The following is a 21715-nucleotide window of genomic DNA, read 5'->3' as shown; positions in this document are numbered from 1 at the left end:
CATGACTCAGCCAGTTAATGAGCCAGTTAATGAGCCAGTGAAAGAACCGCTGCTGCGTCCCGAGCCGCACACCGCCGGCGTCGACGTGGTGATGAAGAAGAACCCGCCGAAGAACCTGCCGGACGCGATGATCAAGGGTCTCCGCCCGAAGCAGTGGGTCAAAAACGTCCTGGTCCTCGCGGCGCCGCTGGCCGCGGGCCTGGAGGCGTTTACCAGCCGCACCGCGATTGACATCCTCATTGCGTTCGTCGTGTTCTGCTTCGGCGCGTCCTCGATCTACCTGATCAACGACGCCCGCGATGTGGAATCTGACCGCCAGCACCCGACCAAGAAATTCCGCCCGATCGCCTCCGGCATGCTGCCGATCAACCTGGCGTACGCGATGGCGGTCATCCTCATCGTCGCCGCAATCGGCCTTTCGTTGGTGGCTACCGACGGCACCTCGTTGGCGCTGGTCATCGGCGTGTACATCGCGCTGCAGCTGGGGTACTGCTTCGGCTGGAAGCACATCCCGGTGATCGACATCGCGCTGGTGTCCTCCGGCTTCATGCTGCGCACGATGGCCGGTGGTGTGGCAGCGGGCATCGAGCTCTCCCAGTGGTTCCTACTGGTCGCGGCGTTCGGCTCGCTGTTCATGGCCTCTGGCAAGCGCTACGCGGAGCTGATCCTTGCGGAGCAGACTGGCGCGAAAATTCGCAAGGCGCTCGAGGGATACACCGGCACTTACCTGCGCTTTGTCTGGACGGTCTCCGCCACCGCGGTGGTGATTTTCTACGCACTTTGGGGCTTTGAGCTTTCCGACGCCGTGTCTGGCAACGCCGCGATCTGGTACCAGATCTCCATGGTGCCGTTCGTCATCGCGATCCTGCGTTACGCCGCTGAGGTCGACGGCGGCCGCGGCGGCGCCCCGGATGAGATCGCGTTGGAAGACCGCGTCCTGCAACTTCTCGCTGTCGCGTGGCTGTTCTGCATCGCTATGGCCGTCTACATCGTGCCCGCCGTTTCCGGGTAACTAGAATCCCATTGATGCACAGACACGCCCGCCTCTCACTGCTTGCTACAACGCTTGTGGCAGGCGTGTTCGCATTTTGGGGCGGGTGGACGCGACGGTGGATGTCCGACGACGGGCTGATCGTCCTGCGCACAGTGCGCAACCTGCTCGCCGGCAACGGCCCAGTGTTCAACGTCGGCGAGCGCGTCGAGGCAAACACCTCCACGCTCTGGCAGTACCTGATCACGGCAGTTGCCTGGGTGACGGATGCGCGCCTGGAAGACATTGCGACGTGGCTGGCGCTCACATTCACGGTCGTCGCCGCGGCGTCGGCCACCCACGCCACGGGACGGTACTGGCAGCTGAGCGCCCAGCAGACCGTAGCGGTCATCCCGTTCGGCGTGATCATCTACCTTGCCCTGCCGCCGGCGCGCGACTTCGCCACCTCCGGCCTGGAGTGGGGCCTGGCGCTGCTTTGGTTCGCGGTCTGGTGGGCGCTTTTGGTCACGTGGGCGACGCCCGCGCGTCGCGCGATCCCTTCGGTGGGGTACTTCCTCGCCTTCTGGTGCGGCCTGTCTTGGCTCGTGCGCCCAGAGCTCGCGCTCTACGGTGGCGTGACCGGCATCGTGCTCATTGCCACCAGCTTCCGCAAGACCCCCGGCATTCTGCTCGCCGCGCTCCCGGTCCCGGCGGCGTACCAGATCTTCCGCATGGGCTATTACGGGCTGATCACCCCGCACACGGCGGTGGCCAAGTCCGCTTCGGATTCGGAGTGGTCGCAAGGCCTCAGCTACCTCTGGAACTTCGCAGGCTTCTACTGGCTCTACCTTCCGGTGGCCGCAGCGTTGATCACGGGTGTGGTGCTCGTGGGGGGTGCGAGGGGGCGTCGATTAGCAATTGTTCTTTTGACCACCGGATGTGCACTCGCCCACGTGCTGTACGTGCTGCGAGTGGGCGGCGACTTCATGCACGGCCGCATGCTTTTGCTGCCGCTGTTCGCGCTGCTGCTGCCGGTGATGGCGGTGCCGCTGACGCGCGTCACCGCGGCGATTACCGCCGCGATTGTGGTGTGGGCGGGTGTGATTGTGGTGCACTCAAACCCCACCGATGAGCACGCCTACCAGTACGAAGACCAAGAGCTGAACATTGTCGACGAGCGCGATTTCTGGACCACTGCGCTCGGCCGCGAACCTGGCGACGCGCCAATGTACGCCGAGGACTTCCTGGCCATGCCGATGATGCGTGGCTGGGACCAGGAGCTGCCGGAAGCGCGAGAAAATAACGCCGCGCAGATCGCCATCGGCATCGACTACGACGACGGGGAGCAGTTCCGTTGGTACCCGCGCGAGCGCTTCGAGGGTCCCTCGGACCTGCAGGACCTGCCGCTCACGGCATACTGGATCAACTTGGGCATGACCAGCATGAACGCCCCGCTGGACGTGCGCATCCTGGACACCGTCGGACTGTCCACACCGCTTGCGGCGCGCATGCCGCGCATGGAAGACGGCCGTATCGGCCACGACAAGCAGCTCTCGCAGGAGTGGCAGGTCGCCGATTCCGCCGTTGACCTGGATGATCTCCCCGACTGGTTCGACATCGAAACCGCCAAAGAAGCCCGCGCTGCCCTGCGCAGCGAAGAGATTGCGGAGTTGCTCGCCACCTCCCGCGAGCCGATGAGCTGGGAGCGGTTCAAGGCAAACTTCAGGTACTCGCTGGGCAAAGGTCGCACACTTTCGCTTGACGACGACCCCTCTGTGTACCTCGACCCCGCCACCGTCAGGGAGATCCGCGATGGCCGTGACCCTGGGAAGGACCTTAGTCCGCGTATTGCCTGGCCTGTGGACTAACTGGCCCGACACGGTGGGGATTGGTAACGTTACGGTAACATCCGCCCGATAGGGCAGGTAAAGAAGGAGTTTCCGTATGCAGACAACCCACAAGCGCCGCGGCCTGATTGCCCTGCTCGTAGCGCTATTCACCATGATTGGCGGCATCGCGGCGGCACCCCAGGCGCAGGCAGCGAATCGCGACTGGCTGCGCCCCGACTCCACTGGCAGCTGTGAGTGGGACGGGGTTGGATTCTGGGTGCAGCGTTGCACGGTGTGGTCGCCTTCCATGGACCGCCACATCACCGTCCAGATTCAGCCGGCTCAGCGCGGCGGCAACGCCGGCCTGTACATGCTCGACGGCCTGCGTGCGACCGAGTGGTCAAACGCCTGGTTGGTGGACACCAATGCCGCCGCAACGTTCGTGGACAGCAACATCACCCTGGTGATGCCGGTGGGTGGCCAGTCCTCGTTCTATACCGACTGGAACGCGCCGGCGACGTACGACTTCAACCACCCGGTGACCTACAAGTGGGACACGTTCCTGTCCCAGGAGCTGCCGCCGTACTTGCAACAGCACTTCGGTGTCTCGCCGACGAACAACTCCATCCTCGGCATCTCCATGGGCGGTACCGCGGCGCTGAACCTCGCGGCGCTGCACCCGAACCAGTTCCGCCAGGTCCTGTCCTACTCCGGTTACCTCACCACCACGATTCCGGGCGGCCAGACCGCGTTGCGCCTCGCGCTGCTTGACGGCGGCCTGTACAACCTCAACGCGATGTGGGGCTCCATCCTGAACCCGCGCCGCTACGAGAACGACCCGTTCCTGAACATGGGCAACCTGCGCGGAAAGGACGTCTACGTCTCCGCCGGCAGCGGCACCCCAGGCCCGGTGGATGAGCGCTACCTTCCGGAGCACCGCGCGGCCGGTATGGCGCTTGAAGTGATCTCCAACTTCACTACCCAGCTGTGGTCCGCGAAGGCGCGAGCATCTGGTGTTGAGCACACCGCCGTCACCACCCCGACTGGCCTGCACAACTTCAGCCAGTGGGATGCAGAGTTGCACCGCACCAAGTCGCGCATCCTTGACGTGATGAACGCCTGGTAAATTGCCACAACTTTCACATCTGACACGCCGGGTACAAATCACCTCAAAAATCACCGGCGTGTCAGGCGACTAAAGTCTCAAGCGAAACTTAACCTTTGGGCTGAATGCCCGCCCCTCCGATCAACTTCATGAAAAGGCTGATTGCAATGCGTGAATCCCGTAACCAGAAGCTGTTGTTGGCAGCCATCTCCTCCATGACGGTCTTGGCCGCTGGCCTGGCACCGGCGCAGGTTGCTAATGCACAGTCGCCGGACCTGTCTAGCAACCTGAGCTCCAACCGCGGCTTCTCGGACGCGATCCGCCCTTCGGATCCGCCACAGCGCACCCCGATCGAGGTGGACCGCGATGTCGAAGTTCCGGGCCTGCCGGCCGGGGTTGAAGTTGACCGCATTGAGTGGCTGACCAACCGTCGCGTGGCGGTGTTTATCAAGTCTGCGGCGATGCCGCAGGAGCTCATCCAGGTGCAGATCTTGCTGGCTCGCGACTGGCACTCCAACCCGAACGCGAAATTCCCGGAGGTGTGGGCGCTTGACGGCCTGCGCGCCCGCGACGACGAGAACGGCTGGACTATCGAGACCAACATCGAGCAGTTCTACGCCGACAAAAACGTCAACGTCATCCTTCCGGTCGGCGGCGAGTCCTCCTTCTACGCTGACTGGCAGCGTCCGGACAACGGCAAGCACTACAAGTGGGAGACGTTCCTGACCAAGGAGCTGGTCCCAATCATGAGCAACGAGTTCCGCTCCAACGGCAAGCGCGCCGTCGTCGGCCTGTCCATGGGCGGTACCGCCGCGGTCAACCTGGCTGAGCGCAACCCGCACCTGTTCAACTTTGTCGGTTCCTTCTCCGGCTACCTGGATACCACGACCACCGGCATGCCCACCGCCATCAAGGCAGCGCAGCTGGACGCCGGCGGCTACAACTCTGACGCGATGTGGGGTCCGCAGGGCTCCCAGGGCTGGATCGACCACGACCCGAAGACCGGTATCGAGAACCTCGAGGGCATGACCGTGTACGTCTCCGCAGGTTCCGGCCGCGACGACTACGGCAACCCCGACTCCGTGGCCAAGGGCGCTGCGAACTACGCAGGCAAGGGTCTGGAGGTCATCTCCCGCATGTCCACCCAGACGTTCGTGGACTACGCAAGCCGCACCAACGTCAAGCCGGTCGTGCGCTTCCGCCCGTCTGGCGTGCACTCCTGGGAGTACTGGCAGTTCGAGATGGCCCAGGCGTGGCCGTACATCGCGAACGCGCTCAACGTTCCCGAGGCGGACCGCGGCGCGCAGTGCACCCCGATCGGTCTGATCGCCGAGGCCACCAAGTCCGGCGTCATCGGATCCTGCGTGAACGACGAGTACGTCACCGGTGAAAACGGCAAGGGTCGCGCACAGGACTTCCGCGGCGGCACCGCATTCTGGTCCCCGGACACCGGAGCCCACGCCATCTTCGGTGCGATCTTGGCCAAGTACAACGGGCTCGGCGGCCCGTCCGGCTGGCTCGGCTTCCCAACCACGGGCGAGACCAAGACCCCGGACGGCCGCGGCCGCTTCGTCCACTTCGAACACGGCTCCATCTACTGGACCCCGCAGAACGGCGCGTACGCCATCCCGGGCGACATGATGAAGGCGTGGGGCGAAGCCGGCTACGAGACCGGACCGCTGGGCTACCCGGTGGCCGAGGCGACCCAGGTTGGCAAGGGATACGTCCAGCAGTTTGAGAATGGCTACCTCACCCGCAACCCGGAGCAGGACGGCAAGACCTCCCACTACATGGTCTTCGGCGAGATCGGTAAGAAGTACGGCGAGGTCGGCACTGCCACCTCCGGCCTGGGCTTCCCGAAGTCCAACGAGAAGAAGGTCAACGGCGGCTTCTTCCAGGAGTTCGACCGCGGCAACATCTACTGGTCGCCGCAGTCCGGCGCCCGCGTGATCTTCTACGGTGACATCTTCAACGAGTGGGGCAAGCAGGGCTACGAGCAAGGCAAGCTCGGCTGGCCGACCTCCGACATGAAGGAAATCCCGGCTGGCGGCCTCACCATCGACTTCCAGAACGGCACCCTCAGCCAGGTCAACGGCAAGGTTGTTGAGAAGAAGCGATGAAAAGAGCACTTTGCTTAACGACGGCCACGCTGGCAGCCGCGTTCACCCTCACCGCCTGCGGCGGTTCGGCGACCGTCGATTCCGAGGACAGCACAGAAACGTCGACGACGGTGGCAACTGCTGCGTCGTCAAGCGAAAGCTCCTCGAGCACTGCGACGGTGACCCAAACCTCGACTCGGCAACCTGCGGCCCCCGCCGGTCCGGTGGACCAGCCTGCCCGCGAGCTTGACTCGGTGCCCGAGCAGGCGGACCCCTTCACCGCCGAGGAAACGGGCTATCTGAACCAGCTCAGAGAAAACGGGGTGAACGTCGAGGGAGTTGAGGATGAACTCACAGTGACGGGGCATAGTGTGTGCTCGGATGAGACCATCACCCGCGATGTGGTGGCCGGTCAGCTTGTCGAGCAACGCCGCACGGACATGACTCCGGAGGCGGTTGGGCAGCTGGTGACCGACGCCGCTCGCGCCAACCTCTGCTAGGAACCACTAGGAACCACACCGTGCGTGAACGTAGTGCCACCCGCAACGTCTTTGTCGTTGCGGGTGTAATCCTTGTTGTCGCCCTTATCGGCCTGGGCATTTTCCAGTGGCGAAACGGCGAACCGATCCCGCCGCTCGAACCCACAGAAACCACCGAAGCCGAGCCTGCCCCTCCCACCCCACAGGAACCCGAGTGGTGCCCTGCGGTGGAGTTCGTCTCCGTGCCCGGCACCTGGGAGTCCTCGGCTGACGACGACCCCTTCAACCCGCAGGCCAACCCGTACAGCTTCATGCTTTCGATTACGCAGCCGCTGCAGGAGGCCTACGACATCGGGCACGTGCGCGTATTCACCGTGCCGTACACCGCGCAGTTCCGGAACATCCAGACCGCCCACGGGCGCGAGGAGATGACCTATGACGACTCGCGCGCGGAAGGATTGGCGAAGCTCAACGGCGAGCTTGCTTACGTGGCCGAGCAGTGCCACTCCACGAAGTTCATCATTGCCGGTTTCTCCCAGGGTGCCGTGATTGTGGGCGACGCGGCGGACGCGATCGGCACCAACTCGGGCGCAATCCCGCCAGATCGTTTGCTCGGCGCAGTGATGATCGCGGACGGGCGCCGCGAGAACGGTGTGGGCGTGCACCCTGGCGCGGAACTTTCTGGCCAGGGCGCCGAAATCACGCTGCAGCCGCTGCAGCGCGTGGTCGATATGGCGACCCCGGGTGCGACCATGACCGGCCCGCGCCCCGGCAAATTCGGAGCGGTGGCAGACCGCGCGTTTGAAATTTGCGCACCGAACGACTCCGTGTGCGATGCGCCGCTTGCGATCAAAAACGCCTTCGACCGGGCGGCAGACCTGCTCCTGGCCAACGGCAATCACGCGATGTACGCCACGAACCCGGACGTCATTCCCGGAACGACCGCGTCGCAATGGACGGTAGATTGGGCGCGGACTAGCATCGACACCTTGGAAGTTCAGTCGAACTAACTATTTACTCGCACTTATTTAGGGACTAGCGAAGGAGCCCCATGGATCTCGAAGTCATCATCAAGCGGTTCATCAACGAGGACGGAGACATCGTCCTCCCGCCGAACTTCACGATCCCGGCGCTCAACGAAATTCTCTTCATGGGCGCCGTCCAGATGGGACAGGCCGACGCGGTCAACATCCGCTTCTGGGACTACTCCCAGGACACCGAGGGCGAAGCCACCGACTACACCCGCCGCGAGGTGAACACGCGCATCAAGGCCGTCTCCGCGCGGCTGATGCAGGTGGGGCAGCCGGGCGACCGTGTGGCCATCCTTGCCGGCAACTCGCCCGAGTACATCTTCGGCTTCATGGGCGCGATGTACTCCGGCCAGGTGCCGATCCCGCTCTACGACCCGAACGAGCCGGGCCACGAAGACCACCTGCGCGCCGTCCTCGCCGATTCCGGTGCGAAGACGGTGCTCACCAATACCCAGGACGCCCCTGCGGTGCGCGCGTTCTTCGCCGATCTGCCCGCTGCGGAACGCCCCCGCATCCTCGCGGTGGACTCCCTGCCGGATTCGCTCGCGGAGACCTGGCAGCCGATCGAGGTCGAGGCAGGGGTGGATACCTCGCAGGACGTGTCTTTCCTGCAGTACACCTCCGGCTCGACTCGCAACCCGGCCGGCGTGATCATCACCAACGAGTCGATCGTGTCCAACGTCATCCAGATCTACATGGGCGCGCGCGTGAAGCAGCCGCTGCGCATCCCGTCTTGGCTGCCGATGCACCACGACATGGGCATCATCCTCACGACTCTGCTGGTGATTCTGGGCAACGAGCTCGAGATCTTCACCCCGCGCGACTTTATCCAGCAGCCGAAGCGCTGGCTTGATCGCCTCACGCGCCGCGAGGACGACTCGGACAAGATGCACGTCTACACCGTGACGCCGAACTTCGCCCTCGAGCTCGCCGCCCGCTACGCCACTCCGGAGAACCCAGAGGACTACGACCTTTCCCTGGTCGAGGGCATCATCATCGGCTCCGAGCCAGTGACCAAGCCTTCCGTCGATGCGTTCCTGGAAGCCTTCGAGCCCTCCGGCTTCGACCGGCTCACCCTGCGCCCGTCCTACGGTCTCGCCGAGGCCACGCTCATTGTGTCTACCCCACAAAACAAGGACCGCCCACGCTTCGCGTTCTTCGACCGCAACGAGCTTGCGAACGGTAAAGCAGTCGAAGTCGGCGAGGATGCGGGCGTTGCCTTCGCCTCCAACGGCCAGCCGGTGCAGTGGCAGCACTTCGCCATCGTTGATCCCGAAACCAAGAACGAGCTGCCCGAAGGCGAAGTCGGCGAGATGTGGGTCCACGGACCCAACACCGCCGCCGGCTACCTCGACCGCGAAGACGAAACCAACGAGACTTTCCGCAACGTCATCGGCGAGACCCTCCAGGAGGGCCTGCCCAAGGACAACTGGCTGAACACCGGCGATCTGGGCACGCTTGTCGACGGCCACCTGTACATCACCGGCCGCGTCAAGGACCTCGTGGTCGTGGCTGGCCGCAACCACTACCCGCAGGACATCGAAGCCACCGTCATGGAGGCTTCCGACCACGTCCGGGCCGACTCGGTCGCGGCGTTCGCGGTCCCGGGCGAGGACGTCGAGCAGCTCGTACTCATGGTGGAGCGCGCCGACGGCGCCTCCGAGGACGGCGATCCGGCTGCAGAGGACGCAATCCGCGCCGCGGTCACCACCAACCACGGCATCTCCCCGGCGGTCATTGAGTTCTACCCGCCGAACGGGATCGCGCGCTCGTCCTCAGGCAAGATCGCGCGCCGCGTCAATGCCAAGCAGTTCGCCGAGCGGGAGTAGATAACAATTCGGCCACGGCGGCCGATAAGGTCTTACGTTATGACTGAGAACGATTTGCGCCTTTGGCTCGAGCAGTGGGTGTCGAAGGCAACGGGGGAAACCGGCATCGACACCGCCAAGCCGCTCGAGGCGTACGGGCTGTCGTCTCGCGACGCGGTAGTGCTCTCGGGCGAGCTGGAAGGCCTGCTCAACCGCAAGCTCGACCCAACCATCGCGTACCAGTACCCGACCATCGATGCGCTTGCTGCCGCCCTGGTGGCGGAGCCGAAACGCGCGGCAAAGGGGCGTCGACAAGCAATCAGCTCTTCCCCTGACGAGCGCGACATCGCAATCGTCGGGCACGCCGGCCGCTTCCCGGGCGCGAACTCGTCGGCGGAGCTTTGGCAATTGCTTATCGACGGCCAGGTTGCAACGGGACCCCTGCCTGCCGGCCGCTGGTCTGAGTACGCGGGCGACCCGTACCTTCGCACCAAGATGGCGGAGGAGTCGACCGACGGCGGCTACCTCGACGACATCGCGAGCTTCGACAACGAGTTCTTCGGCATCTCCCCGCTCGAGGCGCAGAACATGGACCCGCAGCAGCGCATCATGCTCGAGGTTGCGTGGGAGGCGCTCGAGCACGCGCACATCCCGGCGGACACGCTGCGTGGCGCGGCGGTCGGCGTCTTCGTGGGTTCCTCTTCGAACGACTACGGGATGCTCATGGGCGCCGATCCTGCGCAGGCGCACCCGTACGCACTGACCGGCAGCTCGAGCTCGATCATCCCGAACCGTATTTCTTACGCGTACGACTTCCGCGGCCCGTCGATGAACGTGGACACGGCGTGCTCGTCCTCGTTGGTCAGTGTGCACCACGCGGTGCGTGCGCTGCGCGACGGCGAGTGCGACGTGGCGCTTGCGGGTGGTGTGAATATCCTGGCGAACCCGTTCGCCTCGCTGATGTTCTCCGAGCTCGGCGTGATCTCGCCGACCGGCAGCATCAAGGCGTTCTCCGACGACGCCGACGGCATCGTGCGATCTGAGGCCGCAGGTTTTGTGGTGCTCAAGCGCGTCGGGGACGCGATTAAGGGCGGCGACCAGATCCTCGCCGTGATCAAGGGCTCCGCCACCAATTCCGACGGCCATTCCAACGGCCTCACCGCCCCGAACCCGGATGCCCAGGTCGACGTGCTCGAGCGCGCCTATGCAGACGCAGGCATCGACCCGACCGAGGTGGACCTGGTCGAGGCGCACGGCACCGGCACTATCCTCGGCGACCCGATCGAGGCAACCGCCCTTGGCACCGTGCTGGGACGCGAGCGCTCCAACGCCGCGCCACTGCTGCTGGGCTCGGTGAAGTCCTCCATCGGCCACTCTGAATCTGCCGCGGGCGTGGTGGCGCTGATCAAGGTGCTCGAGGCGCTCGAGCACGACACCATCCCGGCCTCGGCGAACTTCACCGCTCCAAACCACTTCGTCGACTTCGACGCCGAGCACATCGAGGTCGTGCAAGACCCGCGCGAGTGGCCGCGCTACTCCGGTCGCCGCGTCGCCGGCGTTTCCGGCTTCGGCTTCGGCGGCACGAACGCGCACGTGGTGCTCGCGGATTTCGAAGCAGAAGAGTACGAGGGCGAAACCACCGCACCGAACACCGCCTTCACCGGTCTCAACGTTGCGGCGCTGCCGGTATCTGGGCTGCTCGTAAGCCGTCGTAAAGCTGCTGCTGCCCAGCTTGCGGACTTCCTTGAGTCCCGACCTGACTCCGACCTGATCCCCGTCGCGCGCTCGCTCGCACGCCGCAACCACGGCCGTTCTGCTGCGGTAATCCAAGCCACGACCACCGAAGAGGCCGTGGCGCGCCTGCGTCAGGTTGCCGAGGGCAAGATCGGCCCAGGCATCGTTGCCGCCGACGCCCCGAGCGTGACCGGCCCGGTATTTGTGTACTCCGGCTTCGGCTCGCAGCACAGGTTCATGGGCAAGAAACTCATGGCGTCGAGCGAACTCTTCGCCGCCCGGATGCGCGAGCTCGACGAGCTGGTCAAGTTCGAGGGCGGCTGGTCGATGCTGGACATCATCAACGACGACGACCAGACCTACGACACCCAGACCGGCCAGGTCACCATCACCGCGATCCAGATCGCGCAGACCGACCTGCTCGCCTCGATGGGCATTTACCCAGCAGGCGTGATGGGCATGTCCATGGGTGAGATTGCCGCCGCGTACGCCGCTGGCGGCATCAGCGACAAGGACGCGATGCTCATCGCTTGCCAGCGCGCGCGGCTGATGAGCGAGGGCGAGGCCCAAATCGCCGGCACCTCAGGCGAGGGCGCGATGGCCGTGGTCGAGCTCGGCCCCGACCAGCTCGCGGACTACCCCGGTGTCGAACCAGCCGTGTACGCCGGCCCCGGCATGACTACCGTCGGCGGGCCCGCCACCGCCATCGACAACATCGTCGAGCAGCTCGAGGCGCAAGAGAAATTCGCCCGCAAGCTCAACGTGCGCGGCGCCGGCCACACCTCGATGCTCGACCCGATCATGGGCGACCTCGCCGCCGAGATCGCCGGCATCAACGCGCAGCCGCTGACCGTCCCGCTGTTCAGCTCCGTCGACCGGGAAACCTACCCCGCCGGCAGCGTCGTTCACACCGACGAATACTTCCTGCGCATGACCCGCCAGCCGGTGTACTTCCAGGACGCCACCGAGGCCGCGTTCGCCGCCGGCCACACCACGCTCATCGAGATCACGCCGAACCCCGTCGCGCTCATGGGCATGATGAACACCGCCTTTGCCTCAGGCAAACCGGACGCGCAGCTGCTGTTCACCACGAAACGCAAGCTCGACGAGGTGGAAACGCTGCTCGACCTCGCCGCCCGCCTCTACGTCCAGGGCGTCAAAGTCGACTTCACCGGGTTCTACGGCAGCCAGCCGCGCATTGAGACGCCGGGGATCGACTTCGCCCGGAATGAGCTGTGGACGTCGGCCAGGCCGTCGTCAAGCGAAAGCTCCCTGCTTGGCACGCGCGTGAACCTGCCTGATGGCCAGGTCGCGTACGCGACGCGTGCGGATGCGGTGTTCAGCCCGTACCAGCTGATCGAGGCTGCGGCGGCGGAGATCGCGCCGGGCTCGAGCGTCGTGGCGACCGAGGAGCACGGTTACTTGCCCGCGGACGGCACCGTGACCACGCTGGTCACCCCGACCTTGGGCGGGCTGTCTATCCGCGTGTACAACACGGACGTACTGGTTGCGGAGGGTTTCGCCTCCATCCTCGACTTCGACGCGAAGCAGGTAGTCGCAGGAGTTGCGGAGGTCGAGCCTTCATCGCTTGTCGACGAACCGGACGACGCAATCGAAGCGTTCCGCTGGGATCCGGCGACCGAGACCGTGGCCGAGCGCCTGCGCGCGATCGTGTCCGAGTCCATGGGCTTTGATGCGGAAGACTTGCCTGATGAGCTGCCGCTGATTGATCTGGGGCTGGACTCGTTGATGGGCATGCGCATTAAGAACCGCATTGAGAACGACTTCCAGATCCCGCCGCTGCAGGTGCAGACGCTTCGCGACGCCTCCGTGGCCGACGTGATCCAGACCGTCGAGGACGCAGTTGCTGGGCGGGAAACTGCTGGGTCGATCGAAACTGAGCCTGAGCAAAAGGGCGCTAAACCCACAGGCCAAGGCGTTGGTGTCGCGCCGCGCGACGCGTCCGAGCGCATGGTGTTCGGAGCGTGGGCGAAGTACTCGGGAGCGGCGGCTGCAGGCGTGACCTCGGAGCTGCCTGCTGTCTCCGACGAGGTCGCCGCCGAGATCGCGGCGCACCTGACGGAGCGCTCCGGCATTGAGATCACTGCGGAAGAAGTCCAAGGCGCTGAGACCCTCGAGCCGCTAGCGAACCGTGTGCGCGAGGGCCTGGAAACCGAGGTCGAGGGCAACATCCGCGTCTTCCGCGAAGGAACGAAAGAGCCGGTGTTCGTCTTCCACCCAGCGGGCGGATCCTCGGCGGTGTACGCGCCGCTGGCTCGCCGCCTAGATGAGCGCACGCCGGTCTACGGTGTCGAGCGCCGCGAAGGCTCGCTGGAGGAGCGCGCGGCGGAGTACGTCGAGGACATTCAGCGCATCGCCGGTGACCGCCAGGTTGTGCTGGCCGGCTGGTCCTTCGGTGGCGCGTTGGCGTACGAGGTTGCGCACCAGCTTGGCAACGACAAGGTGAAGTACATCGCACTGCTGGACACCACCCAGCCGTCGGAGCCGATTCCGGACACCATGGAGGAGACGAAAGCGCGCTGGGGTCGCTACGCCCAGTTTGCGAAGGACACCTACGGTCTCGAATTCGACGTGCCGTACGAATTGCTGGAAACCGCGGGCGAGGATGCGCTGCTCACCATGCTCACCGAGTTCCTGGCGAACACCGACGCCTCCGAACACGGGCTCGCTGCCGGTGTGCTCGAGCACCAGCGGGCGTCGTTTGTGGACAACCAGATTCTCAACCACCTGGACTTCTCCCGGTGGGCCGATGTCAATGTCCCTGTGCTGCTCTTCCGCTCCGAGCGGATGCACGAGGGCGCGATCACCCTGGAGCCGAACTACGCGCACATTGATGAGGACGGCGGCTGGGGCGCTATCGTCACCGATTTGACCATCGTGCACCTGCCGGGCGACCATCTAGCGGTAGTGGACGAGCCAGCGATTGGCATCGTTGGCAAGCACATGAACGAATGGATGGGACTCTAACGTGACCACTGCCGATAAGCTCGCAGACCTGCGCGCCCGGCTCGAAAAAGCCCAGGACCCCGGCTCGGAACGCTCGCGCGCAAAGCGCGACGCCGCCGGCCTCACCACCCCTCGTCAGCGCATCGCAGCGCTTCTCGACGAAGGCACGTTCGTGGAGATCGGCGCCCTTGCCCGCACCCCGGGCGATGAGAAGGCCGTGTACTCCGACGGCGTGGTGACAGGCTACGGGCGCATTGATGGCCGCCCGGTCGCCATTTACGCCCACGACAAGACCGTCTACGGCGGCTCCGTCGGCGTGACGTTCGGCCGCAAGGTCGTGGAAGTGATGGAGTTCGCCATTAAGATCGGCTGCCCCGTCATCGGTATCCAGGACTCCGGCGGCGCGCGCATCCAGGACGCCGTGACCTCGCTGGCCATGTATTCGGAGATCGCGAAGCGCCAGCTGCCGTTGTCGGGCCGCTCGCCACAGATCTCGATCATGCTGGGCAAGTCCGCCGGCGGTGCCGTGTACGCGCCTGTGACTACCGACTTCGTCATTGCTGTTGAAGGGCAAACCGAGATGTACGTTACCGGACCGAACGTGATCCGGGAGGTCACCGGCGAAGACATCACTTCAGCCGAGCTCGGTGGGGCCCGGGTACAAGAGCTCGCCGGCAACATATCGGCCGTCGTCAAGAGTGAAGACGAAGCTTTCGACTTTGTGCGCGACTTGCTTGACCACTTGCCGACCTCTGCTTTCGACGAGGTGCCGACCCTTGACGCGCCCGCCGACGATGAGCTCGACGACTCTGAGCTGGATGCGTTTCTGCCCGACGACACTAACGCCGGCTACGACATGATGGATCTCCTAGTCCAGCTTGGCGACGACGAGGAACTCGTGGAGATCCAGTCCGGGTACGCCGAGAACTTGATTTGCGCTTTCGGGCGCATCGACGGCAAGCCGGTGGGTTTTGTAGCCAACAACCCGATGTACCTGGCGGGGTGCATTGACGCCGACGCTGCCGATAAGGGCGCGCGGTTCATTCGCACCTGCGACGCGTACAACATCCCGATTGTGTACGTGGTGGATACTCCTGGCTACATGCCGGGTGTAGAGCAGGAGCGTCGAGGGCTGATTCACCGCGGGGCGAAGTTCGCGTTCGCCGGCGTTGAGGCTACCGTGCCGAAGGTCACGCTGATTGTGCGGAAAGCATATGGCGGCGCGTATGCGGTGATGGGGTCCAAGAACCTCAACGGCGACCTGAACTTTGCGTGGCCGACGGCGCAGATCGCGGTGATGGGTGCCGCGGCTGCGGCGATCACGCTGCAGGGCAAGCAGCTCGACGCTATCGATGATCCTGTGAAACGCGAAGCCATGAAGAAAATGTTCATGGATTTTTACGACGAGAACATGACATCACCGTATGTTGCAGCCGAGCGCGGGTTCATCGACGCAATGATCCAACCGAGCGAAACGCGTGTGATGCTGCGCCGTGCCCTGCGTCAGCTGGAGACCAAGCGCGAGTTTGATCTCCCGAAGAAGCACACGATTTCCCCCCTTTAGATTCTCACGATAGGCTCAGTTTCATGATCTCCTCGATGCTTGATATCTCCGGTGACCTCCTCAGCATGACCGTTTGGTTCATCAACGGCTTGCTTTCTGGCAACCCGCTTTACGCCTGGGGTTCCTCTTTCTAGTTTTCTCGCGAGTTTTCTTCGCTTAAGCCGCGGCGAGCAGCGCAATCAGGTGCCGCTCGACGGGGCTATATTCATACCCGCACTCCAGCGGGTCGGGGAACGGGGGCTCTCGATGGTCTGGTTCCGTCGGAGGCGGGCCAGGATCTGGGAGCGCCGCCTTGATGGGGAACTCCATGCCGTATTCCTGCTCTAAGGCCTCGATTCTGTGTTCCGCAGTTTCGAGGTCTTTGTCTTTGTCGAAATCGTCGAGGATTTTGTGCCCCTTGGCGTAGAACTCAGCGGCGATGGCTTTGGTCCGGCTGATGGATTCCAAGCTTGAGCGCCAGCGGGGGCAGGTGGGCGTGAGCTCGTCGAAAAGAATGCCCTCGCACGCGGAAAGCTCATATGTTCCGTCCGCGAATAACCAGATAATGGTGTTGGTATCGGGGTCGTGGACGTAAAAGGCGCGTTTATCTGTCTTCATGTTGTGGTGGTGTTGACAGAGCGAGAATAGGTTTGACGCGGTGGTGGGGCCACCCTCGTCGAATGGCACCCGGTGGTCGAGCTGACACCGCTCAGCAGGTCTTGTACAACCCGGGAAAATGCAGGTCCCATCACGCGCTGTTACGAACGCACGCATGCCGGCGGTGGGAGTGTAGCTGCTTGTGCTCACTGTGGCAGCGTCGTCAAGATCTAGAACTTTCGGCGAAACTTTCTCGAGCCAGTCGTCCAGCGCAACGGTGTCCTCCGGCCCAGTCCAACCGAACCCGGGGATATACGCAGGCTCACCGGCCTGGCGGTCGCGCGGAGCGAAAATGTTGAGCGTAGGCTTCGCGCTTGGCTCGATCTCTCCGGTAAGGAGTTTGACCGCCGCGTCCACCATTTGCATCGAGTGTTCCCGAGCCGTGGCAAGAAGGTGCAGGCGGATGCGGTAAGCAGTCACAGTATCGGTCACCAGTTCCATCGCACCCTTGACGACGCCTGCGTTGGAAAACGTCTCAAAGTTCACGGAATCTGCGGTGTCCTGGCTGCGGGCCTTCCGCTTCTTCGGATCGTAGGCACGGGCTGGGTCAATTCGCTTGATCAACTCGCGCATGCGCCGCGTGACCAGGGTCCTGTGTGGAATCTGCTGGTCGACTCGGCTGGGAGTGAAGATATCTGCAAGCAGCTCATCGAACTCAGCGAAGATTTCCGGTGCAATGTCAGGGCCGAGCTCGTCGAGCACCGAGTCGATGGCTGATAGGTGGCTCATGTCCAGCAGGTGCGTCTCAGCCTGTAGGGCCCGAAGCGTGGGGAGCTGCTGCAATCGCGCGTGGGCAAAGATCGCGTTTTCGACGAATCCTTTGGACCACCCAGTTGCCACCTTGATCTGCTCAGCTTCGAGGTGGAAATCCTCGACCGAAGCACCGGGTTCGGCGTACACCGAAAAGAGGGACCAATACGCTTCCCGCACATGCTGGGCTGCAGCGCTTTGCAGATCCCCAGGACGCTGGGTGCGGAAGCGTGGCGCAACCATTTCGGTAGTTTTCATTTGATCCCCCTTTGTTACCGCCTATCATATCGAATATGTGTACGACACGCAAGGGGCAAACCTCGAGGAATCTGGCTAGCATGGCAAATATTCACCAAACAGCAAAAATGAGCGGATCAACCCGCAAGCAAAGCATACGAAAATGGTCCGAAAACGGCTAGAGTTTCCGCGCCACCGCGCGCCAGCCCAGCATCAGCAGCGCGCTCATCACGGTCGCGACGATGACGAAGGACCAGTGTGGTACTGACTGATTGCGGAAACCCCAAATCACCAGACCGGTAATCGCGGTGACTGCCCAGATGATGCCGCCGCGGTTCTCCCGCACGATCAGCCATCCGAGCAGTACGCCGAGCGCAAACGGCCACACGGTGGACAGCCACCCGGTGAAGTTGAACGGCATGTCCTCGGATTGGTGTGCCATGCGCGCCAGCAATGCAAAAACCGCGATTGCCACAAGGTCGGCACCGATCGCGGCAGGGGTGGAAAGAAATTTACGGGTGGAAGGTTTCGTCGATAAGCGATTGCTCATGCCTGCATTCTATTTCCGACCCAACATGAAACCGTGCCCGGCGTAGACCAGCGCGTAGACGATCCAGCCGATCAGGGTGATCAGTGCGAAGGAGATGGCGCGGTAGATGACGGTGGCGGCGGTGGCGTCGACAAGCGATAGCCCCCCGGCGACGAGCATGCCTGCCAGGACCGGCTCGACCGTGCCCACTCCGCCGGGCGTGATTTGGGCGGCGCCGGCGAGCTTGGTCACGATGTACGCGAGCGCGACCCCCATCACGGAAATGTCGCCTTGCCCGCCGACTGCATGAACGGCGAGCAGCATGGTGCAGAGATCGAACAGCCGGTTGAGCAGCGACAACGTAGCCGCGGCGACGAATGAACCAGCGCCCATGCGAATTGCCGCGACTTGGTCGACCACCGTTTCAATCCGCACCCGCACCTTGTCGGGGAGGAACCCAACCCAGCGCTTCAGCACGGCGGGGTTGCGGGTCGCCCAGAACACCGCGGCGATAGTGGTGGCGGCGATGGCGAAGCTTGCCAGCAGCGTCCGCACCGAAAGGTCCGCACCCAAAAACAGCACGGCGACGAGGCCGATGATGCCCATCCACACCGTCGACAGCGCGCCGGAGATGACGAAGAACCAGCCGCACAGCCCCACCGAAGCGCCCCACGAGCGGTGCACATGAAACGTCAGCCACGCCGAGATCGCCGGGCCGCCGGGCACCGTCGTTGACCAGGCATTCGAGGCGTAAACAATCGCGTTGGTGTTGGCCGGGTTCGCAATTTTCTGCCCAGTGTTCAGCAGAATCTGCATCACCCCGGACATCGCCGCGAGCGCGAGATTGGCTGTACAAACTGCAGCCAGAAGCGGCCAAGGCTCGGAGCTCCCGAGCGCCTCCCAGGCTTGGCCGAGAAACGGCAGCTCGTCGCGAAAAACCAGGAGCAGAATGGCAATCAGCGCGACCGGCGCCAGCCATCGCAGCCACTGCTTAGCGCTCGAGCTCACGGAACCGTTCACGCTGCCTCAGCTGGGTCATCAGCTCGTTGAATGGCACCAGTCGCTCGTCATCGTTCACACTCACCCCGGAGCGGTACGGCTGGGTGTCCACGACGGTATCCCGCACCCGGATCTCACCACCAAAAGCATTTTGCTTATCGACGACCTGCCCAACGTATTTCTCACTCGAACCTTCGCCAAGCGTTGCGTAGGCGCGCTTGATTAACGGCGGCGCCCACCAGTTGTCCTCGTGAAGCAGGTGCATAACCGCAGGTACGAGGAGGAGGCGGATGATTGTCGCGTCGAGGGCGAGCGAGAAGATCATGCCGTAGGCGATGTACTTCATCATCACGATGTCGCTCATGGCGAAGGCGGCGGCGACGACGATCATGATCGCTGCTGCGGCCGTGATGATGCCGCCGGTGTGCGCGGTGCCGTACTTGATGGCCTGGTCCGTGGAGGCGCCGTTGTGCCGGGCCTCCACCATGCGCGAGACCAGGAAGACCTCGTAGTCCGTTGACAGGCCGTAAAGGATGGAAATGATGAGCACCAGCACGGGGCTCATGAGCGGGCCCGGGGTGAAGTTGAGCAACCCGCTGCCGATGCCGTCCACGAACACGAGGGTGAGGAAACCGAGCGTGGCACCGATGCCCAGGATGTTCATGATCACGGCCTTCGCCGGCAGGATGATCGAGCCGAAGAGCAACGCCATGAGCAGGAACGTGGCCAGGACCATATACAGCGCCATCCACGGCAGGCGCTGGAGGAGCGCCTCGATGGATTCGACCTCCATGGCAGGGGTACCGGCGACGTAGGTTTCCACGCCTTCCGGCGTCTCAATCGCGCGCAACTGGTCGATGACCATCTGGCCCTCGTTGCGGTCCGAGAGCGGCGCGGACAGCACGGTGGTGCCGTTTTCGGTCGGGTGCGCAGGCGCAAGCGGGGCGGCGAGGTCTTCGACGGAGCGGGTCTGCATCACAATGTCTACAAGCTGCTGGCTGTCCGCGCCGGTGACGACGAACTTTACGGGGTCGGTGCGGAACGCGGGGAAGGTCTCATTGAAGTTGTCCTGCGCCTGGCGGGTCTCCTGGTTAGGCGGTAGGTACGTCTCGTTGATGCCACCGAAGGTGATGCCGACCATTGGCGCGGTAATGAGCAGGAGCAGCGCTGAGACACCGACGACAACGGTCTTCGCGTGGCGCATTGCCCAGGCCGGGATGCGGAACCAGATGGTGTCCTCGATCCGGCGTGCGGTGCGGCGTGTTCTGCGCACGGACCACTTGTCGATGTTCCGCCCCAGCATGCCGAACAGCGCCGGCAGCACCGCAACGGAGATGATCGCTGCGAGGACCACCGCACTGATCGCGCCGTAGGCCACCGACTTCAGGAAGGCCTGCGGGAACATCAACAGGCCGGAGAGGGCCACACCAACCATGAGCGCGGAGAAGAACACGGTCTTGCCGGCGGTGGTCGTGGTGACTGCAACTGCCTCGCGCGTATCGAGTCCCCGGTCCAGCTCCTCGCGGAACCGCGAGACCATGAACAGGCCGTAGTCGATGGCTAGACCCAGGCCCAGCAGGGTGATGATGGACTGGGAGAAGATGTTGACCTGCTGGAACTGGGCAAGGATTGCCAGCAGCGACAGCGAACCGACGATGGACAGGATGCCCACGATTAAAGGCATTGCCGCGGCGACCACACCGCCGAAGACGAAGAGCAAGATGATGGCGACGAACACGAGGCCGATGCGCTCAGCGCGGGCGATGTCGTTCGCCATGCCGGTATCCAGCGCGTCGGCGACTGCCGTGGCACCGGCGATCTGGACGGTTGCGTTCGGGATGTCGATCGCTTCAAGCGCGGGCTTAATGGTGCGGAAGTCTTTGAGCGTTTGCTCGCCGTCGCCGACTAGGCCAATCGCGGCGAAGGCTTTAGTGCCGTCCGGGCTCATTTGCTGCGAATTCGGCGCTGCGAAGTAGCTGCGGATCGCGTCGACCTCGTTGGGGTGGTTGGTCTTGAGCGCGTTAATCTGCTCGTTCGCAGCGTGGAACACTGCCGGGTCGTTGACGTTGTCGGCGGTGACCATGAGCACGACATCGCCGGAGTTGTCGCGGCCGAAGGTCTGCTGCTCGATGACGGCTGCAGCGGTTGATTCCGCGCCCGGGTCTTCCCAGCCTTCCTGGGAGAGCCGCTCACCGAGCTTCGAGCCGAAGAGCACCTGCAAGATGATGATGATCGCCACCACCACGACAGGAATGATCTTGCGGTGGCGGAAGGCGAAGTGGCCCCACCTGTAGAACACTTACTCTCCTCGGGTGTTGTTGAGCAGCGCTGCAAGCGGGCGGAACGGCTGCAGCCAGGCGCCGCCTTCGGGAAGCTGGTCGAGGTTGATACGCGGCAGTGGTTCGCGGAACACCCCGGGGATGTCCTCGAGGTCGACGAACGTGACGCACTCCGAGTTCACGGCCCAAGAGGCGTGCTCGTGGAAACCGAGCACCGTGACCGGGATGCCCTGCGCAGCTAACTCCTCGATTGGCTCCAGAAAGTTCTGCCCGTCGGCGGATGCCACAACGACGCCGCGAAGCACGCCTTCGGTAGACCGGCGTTCGATGTGGGCGAGCATGTCCTGATCAACGTCGGAATCTTCGTCGCTCTTCGGTTTGGCGAAGACCGCGAATCCGACGTTGCGCAGCGCTTCGACCCAGGGGCGAACTGCGTCGGCGCCGGCGGGGGAGACGTTGGTGAACACCGTGGCTTCCGGTTCAACGCGCTCGCCGGTGGTCTCGCTGAGTTCGCTCGCCTGGCCGAGGAGCCAACGGCCGATTGCGTCGAAACGCGGACGGTAGGCGGCGGTAGGGCGACCGCCCAAGATGGCGCCCAGGCCCATATCCAGGTTCGGCGCGTCCCACACCAGCAGGTAGCTGGCCGGGCCAGGCGTCGCCCCGGGGGTGTACGGGTGCGTCATTTCGTGCAGATCCATC

Annotated in this window: 14 protein-coding genes; 9 read left to right on the top strand and 5 right to left on the bottom strand. The window is 63.9% G+C overall.

All coding sequences use genetic code 11. The annotated features are described in order from the left end of the window. The first annotated feature begins 1 nt into the window (after nt 1). The 9 genes from CGLAU_RS11390 to CGLAU_RS11350 all read left to right on the top strand — a co-directional run bounded on the left by CGLAU_RS11390 (nt 2) and on the right by CGLAU_RS11350 (nt 15586). On the top strand, nt 2-1012 hold the full coding sequence (locus CGLAU_RS11390) for a decaprenyl-phosphate phosphoribosyltransferase (protein WP_095660807.1): 1011 nt from the start codon (nt 2-4) through the stop codon (nt 1010-1012). A gap of 14 nt (nt 1013-1026) precedes the next feature. Further along, the gene (locus CGLAU_RS11385) at nt 1027-2838 is read left to right on the top strand and encodes a hypothetical protein (RefSeq protein WP_095660806.1); all 1812 of its coding nucleotides are present in this window, start codon (nt 1027-1029) and stop codon (nt 2836-2838) included. A gap of 76 nt (nt 2839-2914) precedes the next feature. Continuing rightward, nucleotides 2915-3925, top strand: coding sequence for an alpha/beta hydrolase (locus CGLAU_RS11380; protein ID WP_095660805.1), 1011 nt, complete (start codon nt 2915-2917; stop codon nt 3923-3925). A gap of 146 nt (nt 3926-4071) precedes the next feature. Further along, on the top strand, nt 4072-6024 hold the full coding sequence (locus CGLAU_RS11375) for an alpha/beta hydrolase-fold protein (RefSeq protein WP_232507117.1): 1953 nt from the start codon (nt 4072-4074) through the stop codon (nt 6022-6024). Next, nucleotides 6021-6503, top strand: a complete 483-nt coding sequence (locus CGLAU_RS11370) for a DUF732 domain-containing protein (protein ID WP_095660804.1) — start codon at nt 6021-6023, stop codon at nt 6501-6503. Before CGLAU_RS11375 ends, CGLAU_RS11370 begins: the two co-directional genes overlap by 4 nt. A 20-nt stretch (nt 6504-6523) precedes the next feature. Then, a complete protein-coding gene (locus CGLAU_RS11365; RefSeq protein ID WP_095660803.1) occupies nt 6524-7492 on the top strand; it encodes a cutinase family protein in 969 nt (322 codons plus the stop codon). A 41-nt stretch (nt 7493-7533) separates the two neighbouring features. After that, a complete protein-coding gene (locus CGLAU_RS11360) occupies nt 7534-9342 on the top strand; it encodes a FadD32-like long-chain-fatty-acid--AMP ligase (RefSeq protein WP_095660802.1) in 1809 nt (602 codons plus the stop codon). A 39-nt stretch (nt 9343-9381) separates the two neighbouring features. Continuing rightward, nucleotides 9382-14043, top strand: a complete 4662-nt coding sequence (gene pks13, locus CGLAU_RS11355; protein ID WP_095660801.1) for a polyketide synthase Pks13 — start codon at nt 9382-9384, stop codon at nt 14041-14043. 1 nt (nt 14044) lies between these two features. Continuing rightward, complete coding sequence (locus tag CGLAU_RS11350; protein WP_095660800.1) at nt 14045-15586, top strand: acyl-CoA carboxylase subunit beta; 1542 nt, start codon at nt 14045-14047, stop codon at nt 15584-15586. Between the two features lie 156 nt (nt 15587-15742). Here the strand turns inward: CGLAU_RS11350 and CGLAU_RS11345 are convergent, their stop codons facing one another. The 5 genes from CGLAU_RS11345 to CGLAU_RS11325 form a co-directional block, all read right to left on the bottom strand. After that, complete coding sequence (locus CGLAU_RS11345) at nt 15743-17230, bottom strand: HNH endonuclease signature motif containing protein (RefSeq protein ID WP_095660799.1); 1488 nt, start codon at nt 17228-17230, stop codon at nt 15743-15745. Nucleotides 17231-17387: 157 nt separating this feature from the next. Continuing rightward, the gene (locus tag CGLAU_RS11340) at nt 17388-17759 is read right to left on the bottom strand and encodes a DUF3054 domain-containing protein (protein ID WP_095660798.1); all 372 of its coding nucleotides are present in this window, start codon (nt 17757-17759) and stop codon (nt 17388-17390) included. Nucleotides 17760-17768: 9 nt separating this feature from the next. Beyond that, nucleotides 17769-18746 (bottom strand): lysylphosphatidylglycerol synthase transmembrane domain-containing protein, encoded by a 978-nt coding sequence (locus CGLAU_RS11335; RefSeq protein ID WP_095661193.1) that lies wholly within the window; start codon nt 18744-18746, stop codon nt 17769-17771. Continuing rightward, a complete protein-coding gene (locus CGLAU_RS11330) occupies nt 18730-21036 on the bottom strand; it encodes an MMPL family transporter (protein ID WP_095660797.1) in 2307 nt (768 codons plus the stop codon). The genes CGLAU_RS11335 and CGLAU_RS11330 overlap by 17 nt, the downstream gene beginning before the upstream one ends. Continuing rightward, nucleotides 21037-21714, bottom strand: coding sequence for an NYN domain-containing protein (locus CGLAU_RS11325; RefSeq protein ID WP_095660796.1), 678 nt, complete (start codon nt 21712-21714; stop codon nt 21037-21039). Nucleotide 21715: the final 1 nt, after the last annotated feature.

This window comes from Corynebacterium glaucum (assembly GCF_002287505.1).
GTDB lineage: Bacteria > Actinomycetota > Actinomycetes > Mycobacteriales > Mycobacteriaceae > Corynebacterium > Corynebacterium glaucum.
Note: the sequence above shows the minus strand (reverse complement) of the source record. Positions and strands in the feature narration are given on the sequence as shown.